Genomic DNA, 21508 nt, shown 5'->3' with positions numbered 1-21508 from the left:
CTCGGCGTCGGCGGATTCCTTGACCGGGGGAACTCGGCGACTGCGCGTGGGCCGGTGGTGTGGGCCTGTGAGCCCAGCGCCTCGCGCCTGGGAACCATCTCAAACCCACGGCCCCGTTGCAGCTCGCGTACTGAAGGCATTTTGTCAGCGCCCGTCGGGTAGACCCTGCACACGATTCGCGGCGGCGAGGCGGCCTGCTTTGTCGCCGCGCACTCTCGCAGTGACCCCGGCTGGCGCCTGCGCCGTCGGCCCTCACGCTCGGAAGCGTTGACCCGATGAAGCACTGCGGCCACGGCACCAGCGCCGCCCCTTCTCCGGTCGGATCGTTTCGTTGCGGCCAGGCGAGGGCCGAACGACGCCGGCGCCGTTGCTGGCGGGGCAGGCGCCCTCGGAGTTGGCGCTGAACAGCACGCGCTTCACCCCGTTGGTCGCCGCGGACCACCGCAACTTCATCCGGCGGGGCGAGGCGTTCGACGGGGGCGAGACGGGCGCTTCGGATCCCTGTATGGACCGAGCAGGCGATCGCGGCCGTGCGCACCATGCACCGGCTGTCCGGCCACACCGATGAACCGCCGACCGAGGGCGCGCGCCTTCGCGGGCTGGTGCGCCGGGCAGGGCCGCGTCGCGCTGCCCGCCACCGGCCAGACCCTGGCCGAATACACCCATCACCTGTGCGCGGCCGGGCAGGCCCCGGCCACCCGGTTCGGCGGGCGAGCGCCGCCTGGATGAGGGGGTGCCAGCACGTCGGTCACCGACCTGCTCACCGACCAGAGCAGCAGGGTGACCGGGGTCGTGGCACGCACCCGATTCGTGGGCACGCTGCGGCCGGAGACGCGTCGTACGGGCACAGAGATCCGCGTCTTCCCGCTCCAGGCGCGGAGGGCGACGGCGAGTACGACGACTCGCCGTGAACCTGACCCGCCGGTCAAGGCGATCAGGACCGACGGGCAGGACCGGCAGACGGGACCGGCGGACGAGACCGGCGGGCAGGACCGGCGGACGAGACCGGCGGGCTGGTGGCATGAAGACGCCCACCGGCTGCGGCGGCGGCGGGCGTGGTGGCGCGTTTGGGGAGCGGTCAGGCGGAGCGAGGGGTGCGGGCGGCGGGGCGGTCCGGGTAGGGGTGCAGGAGGGTGACGCCCTTGATCGGGGCGCGTCGTTGCGCGGGGATGCGGGTGATCGGGGCGGGCCGCCATTCGATCGCGGCCGGGGGCTCGACGGCGGCGGGTTCGACCACGACGTCCGCCTCGTGATGGTCGTCGCGGTACGTGTCGTGCCCCGCGTTCAGGGCGGCGTCCAGGTCGGTGACGAAGTCCGAGACGTCGTCGGTGCCGAGGTAGGCCGCCTGGCGGGCCGTCGTGTGCGCGTGCGGCGGTGTTGGGGCTGGGACGGGGGCCGCGACCGGGGCGGGTGCGTCGTGGACGGGGTCGGGGGCGCCGTAGGCGGGCACCCAGTGGACGGGGATGTCGTTCTCGGAGACGTACGGCCGGGGAACGGTGCCTTCGGAGACGTACGGGCGGGGGTCCACGCCCTCCGAGACGTAGGGCCGGGGGATGACGCTTTCGGTGGCGTAGCCGGGCGCGTCGGCCTCGAGGCGCCGCCTGCCGGAGGCGTCGGCGGCCACGGCGTATCCGCCCGCGACATGGGTGCCCGTGACGTCATGGACGGAGACGTGACCAGCGAAGTGACCGGCGACGCGCTGGTGGGGAACGTGGCCGGTCGGCGCGGTCTCGGCCAGGTGATCGTCGTGGAACATGGTGACCGGCTCGGCGGGCCGGCCCCAGGCGGGCCGGGCGTGGCGGGCTCGGCGGGGCTCGGCGTACCCGTCGCCGTAGGGGTCGGCGTAGGAGTCGCCGTAGGGGTCGGCGGCTCGGGCCGCCGGGTAGGCCGCGCCGACGGGGGCGCGATGGCGCCCACCGGCGGCGGTCGCGCCCGTCATGGCCTCGGACCAGGGCATGTTCGCGATGTTCACCGAGGGACGGATCACCGTGGCGTGGGCGGCGCCGGCGTCGGGGCCGAGGTTGAGCATCGCGACGCCGACCACGATCAACGCGATGGCGCCGATCTTCATGGGGTGGATCGATTCACGGAAGAACATGGCTCCGATGACGGCGATCGCCGCGGTGCCGATGCCGGACCACATCGCGTAGGCGACCGAAACCTCCAACTGCAGCTTCAGTGCCTGGGCCATGCACACGTAGGACGTGATGTACAGCCCCACCACCATGAGGGTGAGAAAGGTGTGGGTGAAGATATTGAGCCCGTTGGTGTACTTGAGCGCGGTTGTTGCTGCGATCTCCGTGAGAATCGCGCACGCGAGCAGGAACCAGGCCATGACCGAGCTAGAACGCATGGCGGGGGTCGTTGACGGAACGGTTCCGCAGGGATCCGGCGATCCGATCGCGGCCTATGATTTCATTCATTTCGGCGTGCCTTTCCCGCGAAGCGGCGATCCCGGGGGCGGAGGGCTCGGGTAATCTCCGGCCCGGCATCCATAACAATATTGATATGTGTGTTGTAAATATATGAGTCAGGTATTGAGGCGTTTATTTCCGCAGCGCGCCGGGGATGTCGTCCGGCTAGCGCCGGCGGCGGAGTCGCCGCGGGTGGCCGTCGGAGTCGCAGCAGGTGCCGTGGTCGTCGGCCGCGTGGCGTCCGTGCGCGGCGCCGTGCCCCCGCGCGTGCCGCCGGTCGCGGGCGTGTACCCGGCCGTGGGCGTGCATCCGGTCGTGGGCGGTGGTCCGACCGCTCCTGCGCTGGTGCGGGAGACGTAGCGGCTCGGCCACGGCGTGCAGCGGCCGTGGCGCCCTCGGCACGGGGTCGGGTGGGTCCTCTCCCACGCAGGTGCCGAGGGTGAGCTCGGCGGTGATCCCCGGCCCGAACCCGGCCATCAGGCATCGCGTGCCGTCCCGCACCATGCCGACCTCGAACGCCCGCCGGAGCACGTCGAAGACGACCGCGCTGGCGATATTGCCGTACTCGCTGAGCGTCTGCCGACTCGCCCAGAACGCCTCGGGCCGTACGCGCAGGTGTCTCGCCAGGTCGTCCAGGATGCGCGGGCCACCGGCGTGGATGACGTACAGGTCGAGGTCGGAGGCGTTCCACCCGTGGTCGCGGGCCTGGCGGGCGATGACGGGCGCCAGGTCGGCCATGGTGCCGGGCACCCGCAGGTCGAGCCGGAAGTGCGGGCCCCTGGCGCCGATGTCGAAGCTGATCCAATGCTCGGTGTTCGGCAGCAGGTAGGAGGCCTGGTAGCGCAGTTCGATGCCGTGACCGCCGGCTCCGCGCAGCACGGCCGCGGCGATGCCGTCGCCGAACAGGCCGTTGGACAGCAGGTTGCCCACGTCCAGATCGGTGGGCTGGTAGCACAGGGAGCTGAACTCGCAGGCGACGACCAGCACGTTCGCGCCGGGGTGGGCGGCGCAGAAGTCGTGGGCCCGGTTGACCGCGGCGGCGCCAGCGGCGCAGCCGAGCTGGGAGATCGGGAGCTGGGTGACATCCGGCCGGAAGCCCAGGTTGTTGATCAGCCAGGCGGTCATCGACGGCATCATGAAGCCGGTGCAGGAGACGTAGACCAGCGCGTCGATGTCGCCGGCGGTCACCCCGGCGTTGTCCAGGGCCTGGCGGATCACCGGTGGCACCCGCAGTTTCGCCTCCTCCTCGTAGCGATCATTCCGCTCGTCGAAACCCGGGTGGTGCAGCACCTGCTCGATCGGGAGCACCAGGTGACGCTTCTCCACGCCGGTGTTCGCGATCAGGCGCAGGGCGAGCGCGAGCCTCGGGTGATCCCGATGGAGGTCGGCGCACAGGGCGAGGGTCTGCTCACGGGTGATCACATGTTCGGGTACGGCGACCGCCGGCTTGCAAAGTACTGGCACCGATTCACCACCACGGTTGTCGAGCGAGCTGAGGGGGAGGAGATTCATATCGGAAGTGACCGGTAGCCAGGCATGGCAAAGACGGTCGCCGTACGATGTGAGAAGCCGGGTGTAAAGTCCCGCGGCTTGCTCGGCCCACGCGGATCCGCAGGGCGTGGAAAGGGTGACGGCCCTACTTGAGGGGATATCCCCCGCGGCTATCCTGATGCCCTAGGGATCTCCCCGCCGAATGGGCGGGGGCAGATTCCGCTACCCATTGCGGCCGGACTGCCCATCGTCACACCCTCCCTTCCTCTGGGATGTCAGCAGCCTCGAATCAGGCTCTTGACATGCATTCTGACCAGCTTGGAATAGTCTGTCAATCGAAGTCAGATGCGTTGTCATGGTGCGGATGTGACATCCCTAGAGAGCTTCTCTCCGCGTCTCGAATTCCCGTGGGAACGGTTCACCCGTGTGATTCATGTCCAATTGCGGATGGTTTGGACAGGACCGAAACCATCGAGAGTGCCGCCCGAATCACATGACAAGGGAGAAGGTATCGGACGACCCAGTTCGGGTTTACGTGCCGCCCGAATGCGGGCCGACCCGCCGGAACGGACGCAGCACGGCCCTCACGTCATTGACAGCGATCTGTCAAGTCAGTGAGGGCCGTCTGCCGCCGGGCGGGTTGGGGCGGTTCGAGGTGACGGGCGGCGAATGTGGGATGCGGGGGGCGGAAGGGGGGCGGATGGCAGCGGGCGGGGCGGGCGGCGGCGGGCGATGCGAGAGGTCAAGGGCAGGGCCGGTCAAAGGTGACACGGAAGGGATGACGCCCTGAGCCCGCACGCCCGCCCGGTTGACGCCGGTCCAAGCGATACGCATGGAGGCCGATGCCAGCGGGCCGGGCGGGTAGCGGCGGACGATGAGGAAGGTCAGGGGCAGGGCCGGTTGAAGGTGACGCGGATGGGGATGACGTCCTGGGTTCGGACGCCCGCCTGGTTGACGCCGGTCCAGGCGATGCGCAGCACGGCGGTCCTGGTCTTTCCGCAGTTGGCGTAAAGGTGGTTCACGGTGCTGCGGCCCTGGGCGGCGAGGGTGCGGAGGGGGGTCAGCCGGATCTGGAAGCCGTCGCGCCGGTTTGGGCCGACGACTCCCCTGCTGGACGACAGCTGCAGCAGCGGCGTGGAGATCGCGGCTCGCCAGGCGATCGTTCCGTTGACGGCACGCAGGAGGATGATCTCCGACTGGCGGTCGCCTCCGGTGCCCTCCGTCACGATGAGCCTGACCGGGGCGACCGCGGCGCGGCGTCCGGTGGCGCTCGGCGACGGGCGGTGGGACGGTACGGGCGCGCCACTGGGGGACGCCTTCGCGCCTGCGGACGGTTTGGTCCCGGGGACGATCGACGGGAGGGGCTCCGGGTCGCGTCGCCCGGTCCCGCCGGGGGTTGCCGAGGCGACGCCGCTCGGCTTCGGCGACGCGCCCGCGCCGGTTCCGCCGATGCCCGATCGGGATCCGGAACCGCCGGAGCCGCGCGCCCCGGCGTCCGGGGTACGGGTGGCGCCAGGGTTGGGGGTACGGGTGGCGCCGGCGGTCGCGCCCGCGCCGGCACCACCCGAGTCGGAGCCCCCGGCACCGGAGCCCGCTCCGGCGTCGGGGGTACGGCGGGATCCCGACGCCGCGCCGTCGTCGGGATTCACGCCGAAGCCTCCGGAAGCGCCGTCTCCCACGCCCGCGTCCGTGGGCGTCGCGTCCGGGGTGACCTCGACACCGGGGTCGGCCGTGCCGGTGGGGTCGAGGGGCGTCTCTCCGGCGGCGGAGCCGGAGGGGGCCCCTCCGGGGGCGGCGGCTCGCGCCGACGCCTCCGGCGGTGCGGGAATCGGCGTCGGCGGTTCGGGACCGGTGCTCGCGGGCTTCTCGTTTGCCACGTCCAAGGTGACGGCCCGCTCGGACGGGCCGAACACCGCCCAGGCCAGTCCGCCGATCAGCACGACACCGGCGGTGGCCGCCAGCGCCTTGCCCGAACGCCGCCTCTTCTCACCCGGGTGGCCGTACAGGTCCGGGTCCAGGTCCTGCGGATCGGAGGCGAACCCGTCGTCGTACGGCCGGACCCGGCGCGGAGCGCGATCGTGGAACGTGCCAAATCCGGGCGTGGAGCCGTCGGCGGCGGCGTCGTGCGGCGTGCCGGTGCGCGGGCCGAGTTCCTCGAAGCCGTCGGAGCCGCCGGGCAGGCTCCCGTCACGGCCGAGACGACCGGACCACGGGCTGCCGCTCCCTCGGAGCGCGGCCTCCCGGGGCGCGGCCTCCCCGGGCTCGCTCCCCTGGGGCGCACTCCCCCGGGGCGCGGCCTCCAGGGGAGCGGTCTCCCAGGGCTCGCTCCCTCGGGGCGTGGCCGTCCGTGGCGCGGTCTCCCGGGGCGTGGCCTCCCGAGGTGCGGCCTCCCCGGGCTCGCTCCCCCGGGGCGCACTCTCCCGGGGCGCACTCTCCCGGGGCGCGGTCTCCCGGGAGGCGGACGCGAACGGCGGCCAGCGATCAGCGGTGCGACGGAGATCACCGGACGCGGCGCCACCACGCCGGAAGACGTTACGGCGAGGGGAGGCGTCGTCGTGGGAGGGGGCGTCTGCGCCGGATGCCGGGGTGGGGTCGTCGATGGGGACGTCCGGGGTGTCGGGGTCCCAGAAGCCGATGGTGCGGTTGGCCTCCAGGCCCGCGGACAGCACGGGCGCCTGCTGAAGCAGGGGCGGGGCAGCCGGGCGTTCCCGGTCGGGCTGGACGGGGAAGCCGTCGGCGCCCCAGGCGATGCGGACGGGCGGGGGCAGGGAGGGGTCGAGAATGAGGGCGCGCTGCTCCTGCGTGAGCGGGGTGAAGGGAATGCGGCCCAGCAGGGCCATCGCGTCGACGGTCAGGCTCGCCGGGGCGGAGCAGGTCGCGCAGGCGGTGACGTGGGCGCGTAGGCGGGTGCGGGCGTTTCGGACCGGGTGGGCGGCCCAGTCGGCGGCGAGGTCGGCTCCCTCCGCGCACTTGGCTCGGGAGGCCCGGGTGAGCATGACGACGTTGACCCAGGCCTCGTAGACGTCCTGCGCTTCGGTGAGCAACGCGCCCGCCCGCTCGGCGGACAGGCCGGTGACGGCGGCGATCTCGGCGAGGTCCAGCCCGTGGCGGCAGGCCAGTTCCAGCACCTCGCGCTGCCTGCGGTCGAGGGCCTGCAGGCCCGCGAGGATCGGTTCGGCCGCGTCGGCCTCCCGGGTCCGGGGCGGCGCCCCCGCGATCGAGGCCGCCCCTTCCACCGGACGCGTCAGCCGGATCAGGCAACATGCGCGTGCCGCGGCGTACAGCAGTGCCCGGCCCTCACCCCGGTTCCGGGAGGGCTCTCGCCGCTCCCGGACCAGGAGCAGTGCCGCGCGGACCGTCTCGGCGACCACCGCCGCGGGGGCGTCCCCTACCCACATGCGGCAGTAGTCGCCGAGTCCGTCGCCGTAGCGTTCCACCGTTTCGGCGAGGTCCGGCGGCACCGCTCCCGTGGCTGCCGCGTGGACCGGGGTGGAACCGGTGACGTCCCGGGCCGGCGAACGCTCCATGTCCAATCCCTCGACTTTCAGTCAACCTACTTGTCAACCTCATGACGTACGGGATCGGACCTCGGCTCAGCGGGCCGGGCAACGTTATTTATCTGTTATGAACCGTGCTTCGCGGCGCGTTCCGCGCGTGCGACCGAGAGCCAGCTGCCGCCGACCGTCCCCGAGGGGATGGTCAGGCGGCGGCGCGCTCCACGGTGGTGAGGGCAGGGTGCCGCGTCGGCGGGACAGGCCGCCGCTTCCGCTCACGCACGATGGTCTTCAGGACACGCCAGCCGTCGCGGACGGCGTGCAGGTTGCTCTCGCCGTGGATCCGGCAGCGCTCGTGGCTCGCCACCTCGCTGATGACCAGGCCAGCCTGCGCGGCGCGGATGTTCATCAGCGTCTCGATCTCGAAACCGTCGCAATCGAGGCCGAGGGCGTCCAGGTGGTGGGCCCAGAAGGCGTTGTAGCCGTAGCACAGGTCGGTGTAGCGCGTGCCGTACAGCAGGTTCGTCGCGGCGGTGAGCAGCTTGTTGCCCAGCGACCGCACGAAGCTGATGTCGTCGGAGCCCGCGCCGGGGACGTACCGGGAGCCCTTGGCGAAGTCGGCGCCCGCGAGCAGGGCGTCCACGAAGCGGCCGATCTCGCGGCCGTCGGTGGAGCCGTCGGCGTCCATCATCACGATGATGTCGCCGGTGGCGGCGGCGAAGCCCTCGGTGAGGGCGTTGCCCTTGCCCTTGCCGGACTGCACGACCACGCGCAGGTCGGGACGCAGCCGCCGGGCCACGGCCACGGTGTCGTCGGTGGACCGGCCGTCCACGAGGACCACCTCGTCGACCCATCGGGGCAACGTGGCGAACACGTGCGGCAGGTTCTCGGCCTCGTTCATCGCCGCGATCACCACGCTGACGGTGGCGCTCTTGGCCCGGACGTCGCCGACAGGGGCGAGGTGGCCGGGATTCGCGTTGATTCGGTACGTCGTCATGGCCGAAGCATGCTCCAAGCCACCTGCAAACCACTTAACTCCGTCTTATACGGATCTTGTAAAAGGCTCTGACCTGCGGTTTCGCGGCCGATCCGGGAGTGTTGACTTTTACGATCCGTGGATTTGTACGTGGAACCGGCCGGGATCGACACGCGCGGGCGGCTCTGCAAGGCTGGGCGGATGGTCACCGTGGAGGACGTGCGGCGACTGGCGATCACGCTGCCGCGCACCGAGGAGAGGCTCATCAGGGATCGCGTGAAGTTCCGCGTGGGGAGGCTGGTGTACGTGTCGTTCTCCCGCGACGAGACGCTCATGGGATTCGCCTTCCCCAAGCATGAGCGCGGCGCGCTGGTGGCGGCCGAGCCGGAGAAGTTCCTGATGCCGGAGCCGTCCGACGAGCGGTACAACTGGGTCCGGGCGCGGCTCGCGGCGCTCGACGAGGCCGAGATGCGCGAGCTCGTGGTGGACGCCTGGCGCATGGTGGTGCCCAAGCGCGTCGCCGCCGCATACGACCAGCGCTAGACACCCGGCGACCGCGCCGCCCGTCCCCGGCGCACGGCGCTCGACAAGGCCGAAATGCGCCAACTCGTGGTGGACACCTGGCGCATGGTGGTGCCCAAGCGCGTCGCCGCCGCATACGACCAGCGCTAGACACCCGGCGACCGCGCCGCCCGTGCCCGGGGGCCTGGCTTCGGGCATGGCGCGCGCCGGGACGGAGGCGGCGGCCGGGGCCGCAATGGGGACAGCGGATGTGATGGGCGATTCTTTGCCGTCTCTCTACCGTTCTTCGTTCTTTACCGCGTTATCGCAGGTCAGAGCGTGTTTTGGCGATGGCGGACGGCCTGAACGGGGGCGGTTGCCCAGAGGAATGCCAAAGATCGGCTGAAGGGGGTGAGTTGCTGGTCGTGTCCGGTTCTTCAGGACACGAAAACGGGGAGGGTTCATGCCACGCTTCGCCCCATATCGCCAGGGTGGCGCCGGTGCTCCGGACCTGCTGGACATCGCCGAGCGCACGTTCCAACTGCTGTGCCGCGACGGCGGGCCGCTGCGCGTCGACGGCGAGGTCATCGGGTACGGCCTGCCGCCACGGCCGATCACACTCGCCGAACTGCGGCTCATCCTCAGCCACCCGGCCATCGGCCATCCGGTTCGCGACGCCGCCTGGCGTCCGCTGATCAGGCTGGCACGCGAACACGGCGATGTATGGATCATCGGCTGCCTCGGCCTGGCCCTGCCCGTTCTGCGCCGCATGGCCGGCCGTCTGTCCGGCGGACCCGGCGACGCCGCCGATGTGACCGCCGAGGTGGTCGTCGCGTTCACGCACGCGCTCCACGGCCTGAACCTCGATCGCCCGCGTCTGACGCCGCGGCTCTACCGCGCCACCCGCCTGGCCTGCGCCCGCCCCGCCGCGCCGGGCGGACCGGTTCCGGTGGCCCCGCAGACGTTCGACACGATCGTCTCGGGCGCCCCCGCCGACCACCCCGACCTCCTGCTGGCCCGCGCCGTGGCCCAGGGCGTCATCAGCCGTGCCGACGCCCGGCTCATCGGCGTCACCCGCCTGGAGAGCGTGCCCCTGCGGGCCGTGGCCGAGGGCCTGGCGGTGCCGTACGACGTGCTGCGCAGGCGCCGCGCCGCCGCCGAGTCCCGCCTCCGGGCCGCCGTCCTCGACGGCAGGCTCCGCGCCGGGTGAGTCCGTACGCAGGCCGGTCCGGTCCGGCCGGGGCGGAGGGCGTCGCCTCGCGCCCCGGCCGACGGCCGACTGATCGGTGACGGTGTGCGCCCGTGGCGTTGCGGCACGGGCGCGCATCCGGCGTCATGACCCCGACCGCCGTGCTCGCGGCGGCGGGGTCATCGGAGTCATCAGGGTCATCAGGGGCGGTCTCGGTCGGCGGGGCGTGCGGCGGGGCCGGTGAGGTCCCGGTACAGGGCCGTGGTGAGGGGTGACGGGCGCAGGCCGCCCAGTTCGTCGAGGGCGGCGACGAGACGGCGGTAGCTGCGGTGCGCCTCGTCGACGCGGCCCAGGTCGGCGTGCAACCGCATCTGGCGGCGGCGCAGCGGCTCGTTGCACGGGTCCAGGTCGAGCGTCCGGTCCAGCAGGGCGATCAGCCGGGTCGCGTCGTGCTCGTGCTCGATCAGGGTGGTCAGCGCGCGTACGACGCTCCTGCGCAGGTTCTCGGCGATGGGGACGCTCCACGGCCGGGTGACGCCGGGCAGGAACGGGCCGGTGTACAGGTCAACGGCCCGGCGCAGGACGGTGAGACGCTCCCGCAGCCCGTCGGCGGCCGCGGCGGCGGAGAGGGCCTCGGTGAGCCGCCAGTAGTCGACGTCGATCAGGTCGGCGTTGAGGAAGTAGCGGTGAGAGACCTGCCGGATCAGTGCCGTCTCCCTGACGCCGTCGGCCAGGGCGCGGCGAAGGCGCTTGCGCACCTCCTTCTTCCTGCTGTGGAAGCGGTCGTAGTCGGACAGGGCGACGTCCGGCCACAGGAGCTCGTGCGCCTTCTCCCGGGTCAGCCCGTCGCGATGTACGGCGAGCAGCCCCAGCAGATCGGGCAGATCCTTGCCTTTCGTGCAGTCGACGCGCCCGCCGGGGCCCTCGATCACGACCCCGCCCAGGAGCCGGATCAGCAGCCGCGCCGCCTTCGGGGTCACCAAGCACGCGATGGGCGTCTCCCGCGACTCGCCAAGGAACGTCCCGGCCGCCGTGCCGAGCAGAGCTCCCGGAAGATCTGCCGTCGTCACGCCGCAGGCGACCGCATCCGCGCCGGTCGCGCCGGCATCGGTGGCGGAACCGGTTCCTGTGGCGGAGTCAGGCGCTCCATCGGTACGCCTGCCGGAACCTGAGCCGACGCCTGCGCCGGAGCCGGTGCCCCTGCCGGTGCCCCTCCCGGTGCCACTGCCGGCACCTTCGCCGGAGTGAGCGCCGCCGCGGGCGTCACCGCCGGGGCCGGTGGGGGTGCCGTCGCCGGTCACGGTGTCGAGGTCGGTGACCGTGCCGCCGTCGGCGGGGGTGTGATGGCCGCGGGCGTCGGCGGCGGCTTCGGGCCGTTCGCCGGAGTCGCCGTCCGGGGGTTCCGGCGGCGGGTCGGCGTCCGCGGCCGTGATCGTGTCGGAGGCGCGGGGGCGGCGTCGCCACCGCCGTCCGGCGCACGGGCTGAAGCGCAGCAGGGCGGTGGGATGCCGCCTGCCGCGGCGAGCGCCGCCCGGGGTGACCGGGATGACCCGGGTGATGCGTATCAGAAGCAGCGTTCCGGCGGTGATGACCAGACCGAGGACGAGCGTCACGCCGAATCGCAATGTGGCGAGGCCCTCGTCCGCGGCGCCGATGCGGTGAATCGTCCAGACCCGGTGTCGCGGCTTCGCCGATGGGGTATCGGAGGGTTCGGTGGCCTCCGCGTCCGCCGCGGCGGACTGCGAGACGGTCGTGTCGCGCATCGCGGCGGCTCCGCCGGAGCGTCGTCCGGAGACGTGACGGTTGGAGGGGGCGGTGCCGTCGGCGGCCACGCCGGAGGGGAGATCGCGGTCGTTTTCGACGCCGGAAGCGGGAGGACGACCGGTTTCGCCGCCGGGGGCGGTCAGGTGGCCGGTCTCGGGGGTGGTACGCCGATGCCAGGTGGGCGGCTCGCCGTACGTGCCGGGAGTGGAACGCTCCCTGCCCGCCGGCCGGGCGGCGTGCGGGATGCCCGCCCGGTGTTCGGCGCCCTTCGGCGGCGAAATCGCCGGCGTTCGGGCGGATGTTCGGCCGGAGAGTTTGCCTGCCGTCTTTCCGGGGGGCATGACCGGGGCGCGGCCCGGCAGTTCGCCGGGTTCGTCGTTGATACGGCCGCCGCCGTGGCCTGGGCGGACCGGCTCGGCGTCCGGTTGCCGGGGCGGGTGCCGGTGGCGGCGCGATCCGCGGTGCCATTCGGGGTGGGCTTCGGGGTGGGCTTCGGGATGGGATTCGTGGCCGGTGGCCGGGTATCTCTTGCGCCAGCCCAGCCAGGGCTCGTTCCCGGTGAGGCTCCGATGGGGGCGGCGCGCACGGCGGAGCAGGCCGAGCAGGTCGGGTACGAGCCCCTCGCGGACCGAGCCCATGGGCGCGGGGCAGTAGCCGCTCATCTCGTGCACCCGGCGGTCGGGGTAGGACGCGCGTACGCAGTGCGGCTCGGCCGCCGCGGCGGACGGCGGGAACCCGGCGATCGAGCCGCTCATGACGATCGCGATGGCGCTGTGCGCGACTACCCGATGCGATCCGGCCATGCCGTACCCCCGAGAGTGTCAACGTTGGGTGACCAGTCCAACCGGTCCTGTTACCTGTAGTACCCGATCTTGATACGAGGTTTCCGATCTCGATGATCAAAATTTGGGTAATGAACCCTTGCTCCCCGGACCCAACGCCCTCAGGACCGAGCGATACTCTGAAACCGCTTTAAAGTAGTCCGGAGGGATCACACGTGGCCGATACCGCCGATAACCTGCCATTTCTCGTCAAAGACGGTGACTTCTTCGTGCCGCAGCCGCACGCGCGCAGCCCTTGGGCGGCGCAGATGCTGCACGGCCGTCTGGTGGGCGGGCTCATCGCGCGGACCCTGGAGCTTGAGCACCGGGATCCCGACCTGCATTTCGCCCGGCTGACCGTTGACCTGTTCCGCAGCAGTCCGCTGGTGCCGCTGCGGGTGTCGACGACGAGGGTCCGGGACGGCGGGCGCATCCGGGTGGCCGACGCGGTCGTGGAGACCGAGCAGGGGGCGATCGGCCGGGCCGGCGCCGTGCTGCTGCGGCGCGGCGAGCAGCCGCCCGGCGAGGTTTGGGCGCCTCCGGCGTGGGACGCGCCCCCCGTCGAGCCCCTCGCCCCGCCGCCGACCCCCTACAACGGGTGGATCCCGCCGTTCGACCTGTGGCGGCTGACGCCGTGGGGCAGCAAGGAGCGGTCGCGGATCTGGCTGCGCGAGAGGCATCCCCTGGTCGGCGGCGAGCAGCTGACGCCCTTCGTCCGCGCCGTGCTGGCCGCCGAATTCGTCAGCCCGCTCACCCACATGGGCACGGAGGGCCTGCGATTCATCAACGCCGACTACACGCTCTTCCTGAGCCGGCTTCCGATCGGCGACGTCATCGGCATGGAGTCGGACGGCCATCTCAGCGATGCCGGCGTCGCGGTCGGCCATTGCACTCTTTATGACGACTCCGGCCCGATCGGCTATTGCGCGACGTCGGCGGTCGCGAATTCGATGGCCATCCCGCCCGCCTGATTCCGCCGTCGGCCGGGGCGGCCCAACCGAATTGCGGCATGAAAAACGACCGGCCCGGAATCGGGGCCCGGTCGCCGGTCGATCGGATCGTTCGTCGTGGCGCTTCTCACCGCCACGCCGCCACATGGGCCGGGCTCAGGGTCCCGTAGGTTCCCTGAGCCCGGGCGGTGAGCGCCTCGCGTCGATCGCCGAGGCGCTCTTCGGCGTCGTCACGCTACCTGATGCTTCGTATCACCAACCCCAGAAGAAGAAGTCATCGTCGAAGCAGTCGTCAAAACCGCCCCAGCCCCAGCCCCAGTCGCCCCACCACTGAGCGACCTGGCTGACCGAGCCCGTGGACGCGGTCGCCGTGCTGGCGGTGGAGGCGTTCGCGGCGGCCGCAGGAGCAAGGACGGCGGCGGCGATGGCACCGGTAGCGACCAATCTCTTGAGCATTCCAGTCACCTTAATGTGAATAGTCTGCGGCGCAGTTTCGTGCACCGAGAGATTCCGCTATACAGACAGAATCCCATCTGTCATGTTTTTCACCTTATGTCCACTTTAGGCGGGTTACAATCCACTCGCCGCTAACTACCGGTCAAGACTCCGCATATCCCCCGGCCCAGCGTGTCCGTCACACAGGGTCCGGCAACTCCCCGGCAATGCAAGAAATGGCACACGCGCCATATTTCATAATCCTGCCGCGCCCCGCCCGACGCTCTTTCGCCGTCCCCGCCCGCCCCGATGCCTCCGGCATGCGGCGTACGGACACCCCCGGATGTCCAGCACGAGGTGATCGGCGAAGGGGCACGTCACCCGGCTACGGAGCCGGGTGGGCGGGCGGCGCTGCGACCCGATGGCGGTGACCGGCGCGCACGTTCGACGGCGTACGCGCACATGCGTGAGATCCACCCCGTCGCTCGCCGCGCCCGCCGCCCACGGGCTCCGGCAGACGAGCCCGTGCCTCTCGGATCGCCACAGGCCGACTCGCAGCCCGGAAGGCCAGGCTTCCCGCTCGCCTCCGCAGCCGTGAAGTGCGGCCCAGCCGCCTTCGGGCATGGCGGCCGGGCCGGGCGTGAAGATCAGCTGTGGCCGCGACGCTGAATGGTGATCCAGTCGGTGCCGGGCCCCTGGTCGCGGGACTGCTTCGGCACCAGGGAGAACCGGTCGTCCACGCCGAGCGACGCGTAGCCCGAGCGGGCGTTCACGTCGGCGACCGTGGGCCGACCCGAGCCGATCTCGGCGACGGTGGGCCGGGAGGAGCGGTCCGCCTTCGCCCGGGCGCGGGCGGAGGCGAGGTCGGGCGGGATCGACCAGGAACCGGTCTCCTCGATGGAGCGGTTGCTGCTGGGCCGTACCGGAGTGCTGGTGGGGGCGGGGTCCGCAGCGGGCGTCGAGGCGGACGGGGCGGGGTTGTTCACGGCGGGCCACGCACCGGTGTCCGCGAGGTTGCGGCCTGCGGTGATCTCGGCGGCCGTGGAGACGGGCCACTGGGCGTCGGTGTCGGTCACCGAGGCGGTGCGTTGCGGGGCGGTCGCGCCGAGGGTGGCGGGTCCGAGGATGTTCCCGGTCATGGTGGTCTCGGCCAGGGCGTTGCCTCCCCCGTTCCCTGCCCCGTTGCCGCCGCCGTCGGTGCGGACGCCCGCGCCCAGGGTGCTGAAGGCGCCGGTGTTCACCGCTCCGGTGTTCACCGCGCTCGGTCCCCCACCGTTCAGGCCCCCACCGTTCAGGCCCGCGTTACCCGCCGCCGCGCCCACGGTCACGGCGCGGTGGCTGCCGGTGTCGGCGACGGCGAGCGGATGCTGGGCCGTGACGCCGGACACGGTGAGCTGCGGCATCGCGCCCGTGTCGGTGGGCTTGCGGTGCGCGCCGGTGTCGGCGTGGGCGGCGGGCCGCTGGTACGTGGGCTCGGGCACCCCGGCGGGCCGGGCGGCCACGATGTCGGCGACGGTGACCGGCCGCGTGGCGGCGATCTCGGCGACGGCGGCGGCCCACTGGGCGTCGGTCTCGGCGGCCGTGAGCGGGCGCGGCTGCTGGTGGGTCAGCTGCTGCGGCTGGGCCTGCTGCTGGGCCGGCGGCGTCAGCGTCTCCACCCCGTACAGATACGCGAACAGCCCGTTGAGCAGCCGCTGCACGTCGGGCTGCGGCCGTACCACCAGGCGCAGGAACTGGCTGGTGGACCCCAGCTTGTTGCCGCACTCGCGCACGTACACGCCGAACTCGGAGATCAGGTAGTCGCGCAGCTCGGTCCCGTCCCGCCCGTCCGGCAACTTGATCATCAGGAAGTTGCCCTGCGACGGGAAGACGGTGAGCCCGGGAAGCTGCGAGAGCTGCTCGTACATCATCTGCCGGTCGCGGGCGAGCAGCCGCAGGCTGTGGTAGTACTCCTCCTGGTGCTCCTTCAGCATGAAGACCACGACCTCGGCGAAGGAGTTCAGGTTCCACTTGGGCAGCGCCCGCCGCACCACGCCCGCCAGCGCCGGGTTCGACACCATGTAGCCGAACCGGATGCCGTGCAGCCCGAAGTTCTTCCCCAGGCTCTTCAGCACGATCACGTTCGGCCGGATCGCCGCCTCCTCGGCCACGCTCCGGTACGGCTCGGCGTCCACGAAGTCGATGAACGACTCGTCCACGATGACCAGGTCGAGGTCGTTGAGCATGTCGAGCATGCGCACGACGTCCTGGCGGGCGACGAACCCGCCGTCCGGGTTGTTCGGGTTGCAGATCACCGCCACCCGCGACCCGCGGTTCCGAATGAACCGGACATATTCCTCGACGTCCAGCCGGAAGCCCTGGCTCTCCTGCAGCGGGAACATGTCCACGCGCTTGCCGGTCTCCAGGGGCTGGTCGGTCCACCGCCCGAACGTGGGGATGGGGATGGCCAGGCTCTCCCGGACCAGCAGGTGGTCGATCCAGGTGATCAGCTCGGTGGATCCGTTGCCCATCGCCACCGTCTGGGGCTGCAACCCCAGCGTGTTGCACAGCTCCGCCGTGATCGTGTCGGCGTCGCTCGGGTAGTACTTGAGGATGCCCTCCAGGCTCCCCTTCAGGCGCTCGAACATCCCGGGCGTCGGGAAGTACGGGTTGCACGGGATGCAGAAGTCGACCAGATCGGACTGCTCCCCCGGCGCGTAATCACGCGTCAAGGCGAAGAAGGACGGGCTGTGCGCCTTCGTCCGAAGCAGCCTGAGATCGACAGATCGAGCCAACTCAACTCCTCCTCTGGAGCGGGACGGCGTCGCGGGCCCCTCGGCACCCGCCGCGGCATCCCGCACGCGGGTGCACCAACCCGGAAGTACGCGCGCACCCCGGAGGAAGTTCAGCCGATCCGACACGAATTCAGAGACCGACCGCGAACACCGCCCGCCGCCCCCGGAACTCGGTGACGCTCCACAGCGTCTTCTTCTCCCGCCAGCAGGTCAGGTCCTCGGGGCCGACGGGAAAGTCCCTGGTGGTGACCTTGCCCGCCGTGTCCACGACGACGAGCGACCCGCGGGTACGCCCGTCGCGGGCCTGGCTGAGGTACCACCGGCCCTCGTGCGACTGCGCCCCCTGGATCTTGTTCTTCGGCATCTCGAACGCGTCGAGCGCGCGGACCACGCCGTCCTCGCCGGCCGCGAGCGTGTGGTCGCCGTTCAGCGGCCAGCGCGCGACCCGGCCGACGGTGCCCGGCTCGGCGTACTCGCCCGACAGCAGCGCGTCCGGCGAGTGGCTGCGGTCGATCGCGGCGAAGGAGAACCGCGCCTGGCCCGACACCGGCCGCCAGTGGTCCACCTGCGGCATCAGGTAGCGGTAGGCGAGGTAGATCTTGGCCGGCGTCGGCTTCAGGTCGACGAGGCCGCGCACGTCGAAGACCCGCAGGCCGTTGGTGGTGTCGGCCACGTAGATCAGGTCTCCGGACCAGGCGATGCCTCCCGCGTGGATGTTGATCGGCTGGTACGACCCGTCGGGCGCGGGCCGGACCAGCAGCACGTGGGCGTACTTGCGGGTGGCGACGTCGAGGAACGACAGCCGCACGCCCTTCTCCGGGCGGCCGTCGGTCGGCTTCCAGTACCAGCTCACCGCCACGACCGGCTCGGCTCTGCCCGCCTCGGACGCGCAGGCCACGCCCTGCGGATACCAATCGGGCGTGTCGTTGTCGTCGGCCTCGAAGCAGTACCAGTCGACCGGCTGCGGGTTCATGCCGTTGAAGGCCGCGTTCCGCCCCTTCCGCACCGCGGTGCGGCCCGCCTGCGCGAGCACGTTCTTCAGCGTCGTGCCGGGCAGCGCCGCCCGCATCGCCGCCGCGCCCTCGGCGAGCCCGCCGGTGTCCCGGGTCAACTCGAACGGCTTGCCGTCCACCGGCTTCATAACCATCTCGCCCCTCCCGTAGGTGATTCTTGTTTCCTCTCCGATTCAGCCGAGAAACAGAAGGTTCGCAGGCATTGGTAAAGATGGTGTTTCACTGTGCCGCCGGGGGCCGCCGGGGGGACGCCGGGTCAGGCCGACAGCGGCGGCCAGGTGTGCACGGGGCGGTGGGTGAGCGCCAACTCCCGGTAGCGGTTGACCATCTGCGCCCAGCTCATCGGGTCGTTGCCGAGCGCCGTGATCGCCTCCCGCTGCCAGCGCGCCCCCGTGCGGCCGGTCTCCGCGCGCCACCGGATCACCTCCAGCGCGGCGTCGGCGTCGGCGGGCTCGACCCCCGACCGTTCCAGCCCGGCGCGGGCGAGCGGGACCAGCTCGCGCACGAGGGCGGGCGCGGGCACCTCCTCCTCGTGGCCCGGCCAGAACAGGCGAGCCGCCAGGCCGTCCCGCGCGGCCCGGTAGAAGTTCCGGTACGCCTCGGCGAACGCGAACCCCTCGGGTTCGCGCTCGGCGAGCTCCACCACCAGGCCCAGCAGGAAGGCGGCGTTGGCCGTCATGTCCGGCACCGACGGGCCGGACGGCAGGGCGCGCATCTCCACGCGCAGGTGGCCGCCGTCGGCCGGGTCGTACACCGGGCGGTTCCACTGCCACACCGTGCCCTGGTGGGTGCGCAGCTCGTCGAGGCGGGGGACGCCGCCGCGCCGTACGACATCGAGGGGGTCCTCCTCGTCGTCGAGCACGGGCAGCAGCGGCTCGAACTCGCGCACCCCCCACGCGAACAGCTCCTCGGCCCCGTGCCGCACCCAGTCCGGGCCGAAGTGCACGCGGCCCTCGCGGCGCCAGGGCCGCTCCTCGTCCCGGTCGTCGGCGGACTCCTCGAACAGCGCGATCCGGGTCTCCTCCCACAGCCGCCTGCCGAGGAACAGCGGGGAGTTGCCGCTCACCGCGAGCACCGGGGCGGTGGCGAGCTGCGCGGCGTTGTACACGCGGGCGAAGTCGGCGGGCGGGGTGCGCAGGTGGATCTGCCAGGAGGTGTTGGCGCTCTCCAGGATGACGTCCACGACCCGCAGGTCGAGCCGCTCGGCGCCGCTGATGGTGACGAAGAACGGTTCGGCGCGCACCCGGCGGATGCCCCGGCTCAGCGCCCGGTAGCGGCGCTCGTTGGTCATCGCGTCGCCGGTGAAGTCGAACTCGCGCAGCGTCGGCAGGATGCCGATGGGAACCTGGCCGCCGCCCTCGGGGGCCGCCGCCTCGTCCACGGCGAGCATGACCTCGCGCAGCTCGGCCGCGAGGTCGGCGAAGGGACGGCCGGCGAGGGGGCGCGGGGTCAGGTTCACCTCGATGTTGTACGCGCCGAGCTCCAGCGCGACCCGGTCGTCGCCGACGGTCTCCCGCACGGCCTTGTTGCGCTTGAGCGGGCGGCCGTCGGGCGTGACGAGAAACAGCTCCAGCTCGGCGCCGATGGTCGGCGGTCCCGCGCCGAAGCCGGGCCGGTCCAGCAGTTCGCGCAGGGCGGCGAGCGAGTGCTCCAGGCGTTCGCCGAATCGCGCGAACTCCGCCTCGGAGAAGTGTTCCTTGTCCAGGTCCTTGCCCATCGACGTCTTCCGTTCGCAGGGGGTTGCCGCGTCCCCTCCTTCTGTCCGGGAGATCGGGATTCATGCGTTCCGTCGCGCGGCGGGATCGTCCGGCCGGTACGGCGGGGCGGGCGAGAAGGATCAGGGCGGGGGGCGTGTACCCGCCGGGGCGGCGGGGAGGGGGATCCGGAGCCGGGTCGCCCGTTCGCGGCGTCCCGGCGGGGCGTCGCGGCGGAGCCGTACCCGGGAAGTGCGCGGAAACCCGGCTTGAATCTCGACGCGGACACGGGACACGGGGGAACACGAAATGGCTGACACGGGATATTCGTCGTTCAATACGACGGTGGACAAGACCAATCGGATTCTGAATGAAATAGAGAAGGCGTGCGGCTGGACGAAAGAACAGAGAAATCGGTCCTACGCCGCGCTCCGGGCTGTATTGCACGCCGTGCGGGACCGGCTGACGGTCGATGCGTGCGCGCAGTTCGCCGCGCAGCTTCCCATGCTGATCCGCGGCATCTACTACGACGGCTGGAACCCCAGCTCGGTGCCGGTCAAGGCCGACAAGGAGGAGTTCCTCGACCGGGTCAGGCGGGAGTTCCCCTTCGAGGTCGATGACGTGGAGGAGCTCTGCCACGCGGTGCTCACCACGCTGAAGGAGCACGTCACCGACGGCGAGTGGGATCACATCAGGATGAGCATGGGCAGGAAGCTCGCCTCCGTGCTCGCCTGATCGAACGCGCCCCCGGCCCGGCGGTCCCGGCCGGGGCGGGATGGGGCAGTATGCGTCGGTCAGCCGATGCCGAGTCGGCGGCGGTGCTCGTTCCAGGCGCGGACGCAGTAGGGGTAGCGCCAATCCTGCGGGGCGATGTGGCGGCACGCGTACGCGGCGCTGAGCCGGTCCCCCACGTCACCGGGGTCGGAGTCGCCTCCGGTGTGCCCTGTTCCGCCTTCCACCCCGCGCGGCGCGGGACCGGGGCCCGAGCCCTTGCCCGGATCGCCCTGGGAGCCGCGTCCCGCCGACGGTCCCGGGTCCTCACGCGAGCGGCGGTCCGATCCATCCGCCGAAGTGCCCCCGGAAGCGCGGGGCGAAGCAGGCCCCGAGCCCTTTTCGGGGCGGCCGGGCCGGGGCTGGTGGCTGTGGTCATGGCCGCGCCCGGAACCGTCACGGGATGAGGCCGAGCCACCCGGACCGGCGGGTTCGCGGCCGTTCGCACCAGCGCCGCCTCGCCTTTCGTGGCCGCCCGCGCCGCCGCGTCCGGCCGGGTCCTTCCCACCGGTCCGTACGGCCGGGCCGCGCGGTGCCGACCGGTCGCCAGAGGAGGAGCCGCCGTCCCGGCCAGGCCGTTCGATCGCCGTCGGCGGGACCGGGGGCACTCGGACAGGCGGGTTCGGGGAGGGGTGGGTCGGCACCGGAAGGGCACCGGACGTGCCTGATGGCCGGGGGTCGGCCCCGCCGACGGCGCTCGTCGGCGCGGGCGGCGACGTCAGGGAGGTCGTGGCGGCGCCTGAGTCATCGGCGGCCGACGGTTCGGCCGAGGCCGAGGGCTTGGTCGGCGATCCGTGGGCCGGGCCGCCCGGCAGGCCGGACGGCGAATCGCTCGTCACATCGGTGGGAAGGCCGGTCGGGGAGCCGGCGGAGGGGCCGATGGATGTCGCGGCATCCGCCGCGCCCGCGGGCACGCGGTTCCGTGGACCGACCGACGAGGAGCCAGACCAGGCCAGCCAGGCGATCAGCCCGGCCACCAGGGCCGCCGCCACCGCGGCGGCGGCCGTCAGACAGCTTGAGGCGGCGTGGCGGGGCCGTTCCGGATCGTCGTACAGCGGCTCGGGGTCCCAGAACCGGCTGCCGTCCACCCGTCCGGACCGCTCCGGCCCGCCGGGGCCGCGCCGGGGCGCCCCGAACGGGCCGGAGGAATCCGGATAGGGGGCACGGCGCATGCCGTGTGCTGATCGTCGCCGCGACTCCCCCACCGCGCACTCCTTCCGC

General features: G+C 72.0%; 16 protein-coding genes. 6 read left to right on the top strand and 10 right to left on the bottom strand.

Annotated elements, in window-relative coordinates:
- Window positions 1-564: 564 nt before the first annotated feature.
- Window positions 565-729 (top strand): hypothetical protein, encoded by a 165-nt coding sequence (locus AB0K60_RS31020; protein ID WP_364063121.1) that lies wholly within the window; start codon window positions 565-567, stop codon window positions 727-729.
- Between the two features lie 349 nt (window positions 730-1078).
- Here the strand turns inward: AB0K60_RS31020 and AB0K60_RS31015 are convergent, their stop codons facing one another.
- From AB0K60_RS31015 to AB0K60_RS31000, 4 genes are all read right to left on the bottom strand, one after another.
- On the bottom strand, window positions 1079-2353 hold the full coding sequence (locus tag AB0K60_RS31015) for a multidrug efflux SMR transporter (protein WP_364063119.1): 1275 nt from the start codon (window positions 2351-2353) through the stop codon (window positions 1079-1081).
- Between the two features lie 226 nt (window positions 2354-2579).
- The gene (locus AB0K60_RS31010) at window positions 2580-3878 is read right to left on the bottom strand and encodes a type III polyketide synthase (RefSeq protein ID WP_364063116.1); all 1299 of its coding nucleotides are present in this window, start codon (window positions 3876-3878) and stop codon (window positions 2580-2582) included.
- A gap of 911 nt (window positions 3879-4789) precedes the next feature.
- Window positions 4790-7432: a sigma factor-like helix-turn-helix DNA-binding protein gene (locus AB0K60_RS31005; protein WP_364063113.1), complete on the bottom strand. Its 2643-nt coding sequence runs from the start codon at window positions 7430-7432 to the stop codon at window positions 4790-4792.
- A 172-nt stretch (window positions 7433-7604) separates the two neighbouring features.
- Window positions 7605-8396 (bottom strand): glycosyltransferase family 2 protein, encoded by a 792-nt coding sequence (locus tag AB0K60_RS31000; protein WP_364063110.1) that lies wholly within the window; start codon window positions 8394-8396, stop codon window positions 7605-7607.
- Window positions 8397-8525: 129 nt separating this feature from the next.
- Here AB0K60_RS31000 and AB0K60_RS30995 point away from each other — a divergent pair, with 129 nt between their 5' ends.
- The gene (locus AB0K60_RS30995; RefSeq protein ID WP_364063107.1) at window positions 8526-8918 is read left to right on the top strand and encodes an MmcQ/YjbR family DNA-binding protein; all 393 of its coding nucleotides are present in this window, start codon (window positions 8526-8528) and stop codon (window positions 8916-8918) included.
- A gap of 421 nt (window positions 8919-9339) precedes the next feature.
- A complete protein-coding gene (locus AB0K60_RS30990) occupies window positions 9340-10086 on the top strand; it encodes a hypothetical protein (protein WP_364063104.1) in 747 nt (248 codons plus the stop codon).
- A gap of 179 nt (window positions 10087-10265) precedes the next feature.
- Here the strand turns inward: AB0K60_RS30990 and AB0K60_RS30985 are convergent, their stop codons facing one another.
- Window positions 10266-12584 (bottom strand): BTAD domain-containing putative transcriptional regulator, encoded by a 2319-nt coding sequence (locus tag AB0K60_RS30985; RefSeq protein ID WP_364063101.1) that lies wholly within the window; start codon window positions 12582-12584, stop codon window positions 10266-10268.
- A gap of 242 nt (window positions 12585-12826) precedes the next feature.
- Between AB0K60_RS30985 and AB0K60_RS30980 the strand changes: the two genes are divergently transcribed.
- Window positions 12827-13621 (top strand): acyl-CoA thioesterase domain-containing protein, encoded by a 795-nt coding sequence (locus tag AB0K60_RS30980; protein ID WP_364063098.1) that lies wholly within the window; start codon window positions 12827-12829, stop codon window positions 13619-13621.
- A 231-nt stretch (window positions 13622-13852) separates the two neighbouring features.
- On the opposite strand, the gene AB0K60_RS30975 is transcribed toward AB0K60_RS30980, so the two are convergent.
- The 4 genes from AB0K60_RS30975 to AB0K60_RS30960 all read right to left on the bottom strand — a co-directional run bounded on the left by AB0K60_RS30975 (window position 13853) and on the right by AB0K60_RS30960 (window position 19539).
- On the bottom strand, window positions 13853-14056 hold the full coding sequence (locus tag AB0K60_RS30975) for a hypothetical protein (RefSeq protein WP_364063095.1): 204 nt from the start codon (window positions 14054-14056) through the stop codon (window positions 13853-13855).
- Between the two features lie 626 nt (window positions 14057-14682).
- Window positions 14683-16809, bottom strand: a complete 2127-nt coding sequence (locus AB0K60_RS30970; RefSeq protein ID WP_364063092.1) for a histidinol-phosphate transaminase — start codon at window positions 16807-16809, stop codon at window positions 14683-14685.
- 130 nt (window positions 16810-16939) lie between these two features.
- Window positions 16940-17956, bottom strand: a complete 1017-nt coding sequence (locus tag AB0K60_RS30965; RefSeq protein ID WP_364063089.1) for a hypothetical protein — start codon at window positions 17954-17956, stop codon at window positions 16940-16942.
- A gap of 122 nt (window positions 17957-18078) precedes the next feature.
- The gene (locus AB0K60_RS30960; RefSeq protein ID WP_364063086.1) at window positions 18079-19539 is read right to left on the bottom strand and encodes a glutamate--cysteine ligase; all 1461 of its coding nucleotides are present in this window, start codon (window positions 19537-19539) and stop codon (window positions 18079-18081) included.
- Between the two features lie 286 nt (window positions 19540-19825).
- Between AB0K60_RS30960 and AB0K60_RS30955 the strand changes: the two genes are divergently transcribed.
- A complete protein-coding gene (locus AB0K60_RS30955) occupies window positions 19826-20251 on the top strand; it encodes a DUF2267 domain-containing protein (RefSeq protein WP_364063083.1) in 426 nt (141 codons plus the stop codon).
- Between the two features lie 59 nt (window positions 20252-20310).
- Here AB0K60_RS30955 and AB0K60_RS30950 read toward each other — a convergent pair whose 3' ends face one another.
- A complete protein-coding gene (locus AB0K60_RS30950) occupies window positions 20311-20475 on the bottom strand; it encodes a hypothetical protein (protein ID WP_364063080.1) in 165 nt (54 codons plus the stop codon).
- Window positions 20476-20947: 472 nt separating this feature from the next.
- Here AB0K60_RS30950 and AB0K60_RS30945 point away from each other — a divergent pair, with 472 nt between their 5' ends.
- A complete protein-coding gene (locus tag AB0K60_RS30945; protein WP_364063077.1) occupies window positions 20948-21445 on the top strand; it encodes a hypothetical protein in 498 nt (165 codons plus the stop codon).
- The last annotated feature ends 63 nt before the right edge of the window (window positions 21446-21508 follow it).

The sequence above is a fragment of the Thermopolyspora sp. NPDC052614 genome, from assembly GCF_040678635.1.
GTDB lineage: Bacteria > Actinomycetota > Actinomycetes > Streptosporangiales > Streptosporangiaceae > Thermopolyspora.
This window is presented reverse-complemented; position numbering and strand designations above follow the sequence as displayed.

Coding starts and splice junctions, on each gene's coding strand:
- AB0K60_RS31020 (WP_364063121.1), top strand. CDS start 565: ATGAACCGCCGACCGAGGGCGCGCGCCTTCGCGGGCTGGTGCGCCGGG.
- AB0K60_RS31015 (WP_364063119.1), bottom strand. CDS start 2,353: ATGCGTTCTAGCTCGGTCATGGCCTGGTTCCTGCTCGCGTGCGCGATT.
- AB0K60_RS31005 (WP_364063113.1), bottom strand. CDS start 7,432: ATGGAGCGTTCGCCGGCCCGGGACGTCACCGGTTCCACCCCGGTCCAC.
- AB0K60_RS31000 (WP_364063110.1), bottom strand. CDS start 8,396: ATGACGACGTACCGAATCAACGCGAATCCCGGCCACCTCGCCCCTGTC.
- AB0K60_RS30990 (WP_364063104.1), top strand. CDS start 9,340: ATGCCACGCTTCGCCCCATATCGCCAGGGTGGCGCCGGTGCTCCGGAC.
- AB0K60_RS30985 (WP_364063101.1), bottom strand. CDS start 12,584: ATGAGCGGCTCGATCGCCGGGTTCCCGCCGTCCGCCGCGGCGGCCGAG.
- AB0K60_RS30975 (WP_364063095.1), bottom strand. CDS start 14,056: ATGCTCAAGAGATTGGTCGCTACCGGTGCCATCGCCGCCGCCGTCCTT.
- AB0K60_RS30965 (WP_364063089.1), bottom strand. CDS start 17,956: ATGGTTATGAAGCCGGTGGACGGCAAGCCGTTCGAGTTGACCCGGGAC.
- AB0K60_RS30960 (WP_364063086.1), bottom strand. CDS start 19,539: ATGGGCAAGGACCTGGACAAGGAACACTTCTCCGAGGCGGAGTTCGCG.
- AB0K60_RS30955 (WP_364063083.1), top strand. CDS start 19,826: ATGGCTGACACGGGATATTCGTCGTTCAATACGACGGTGGACAAGACC.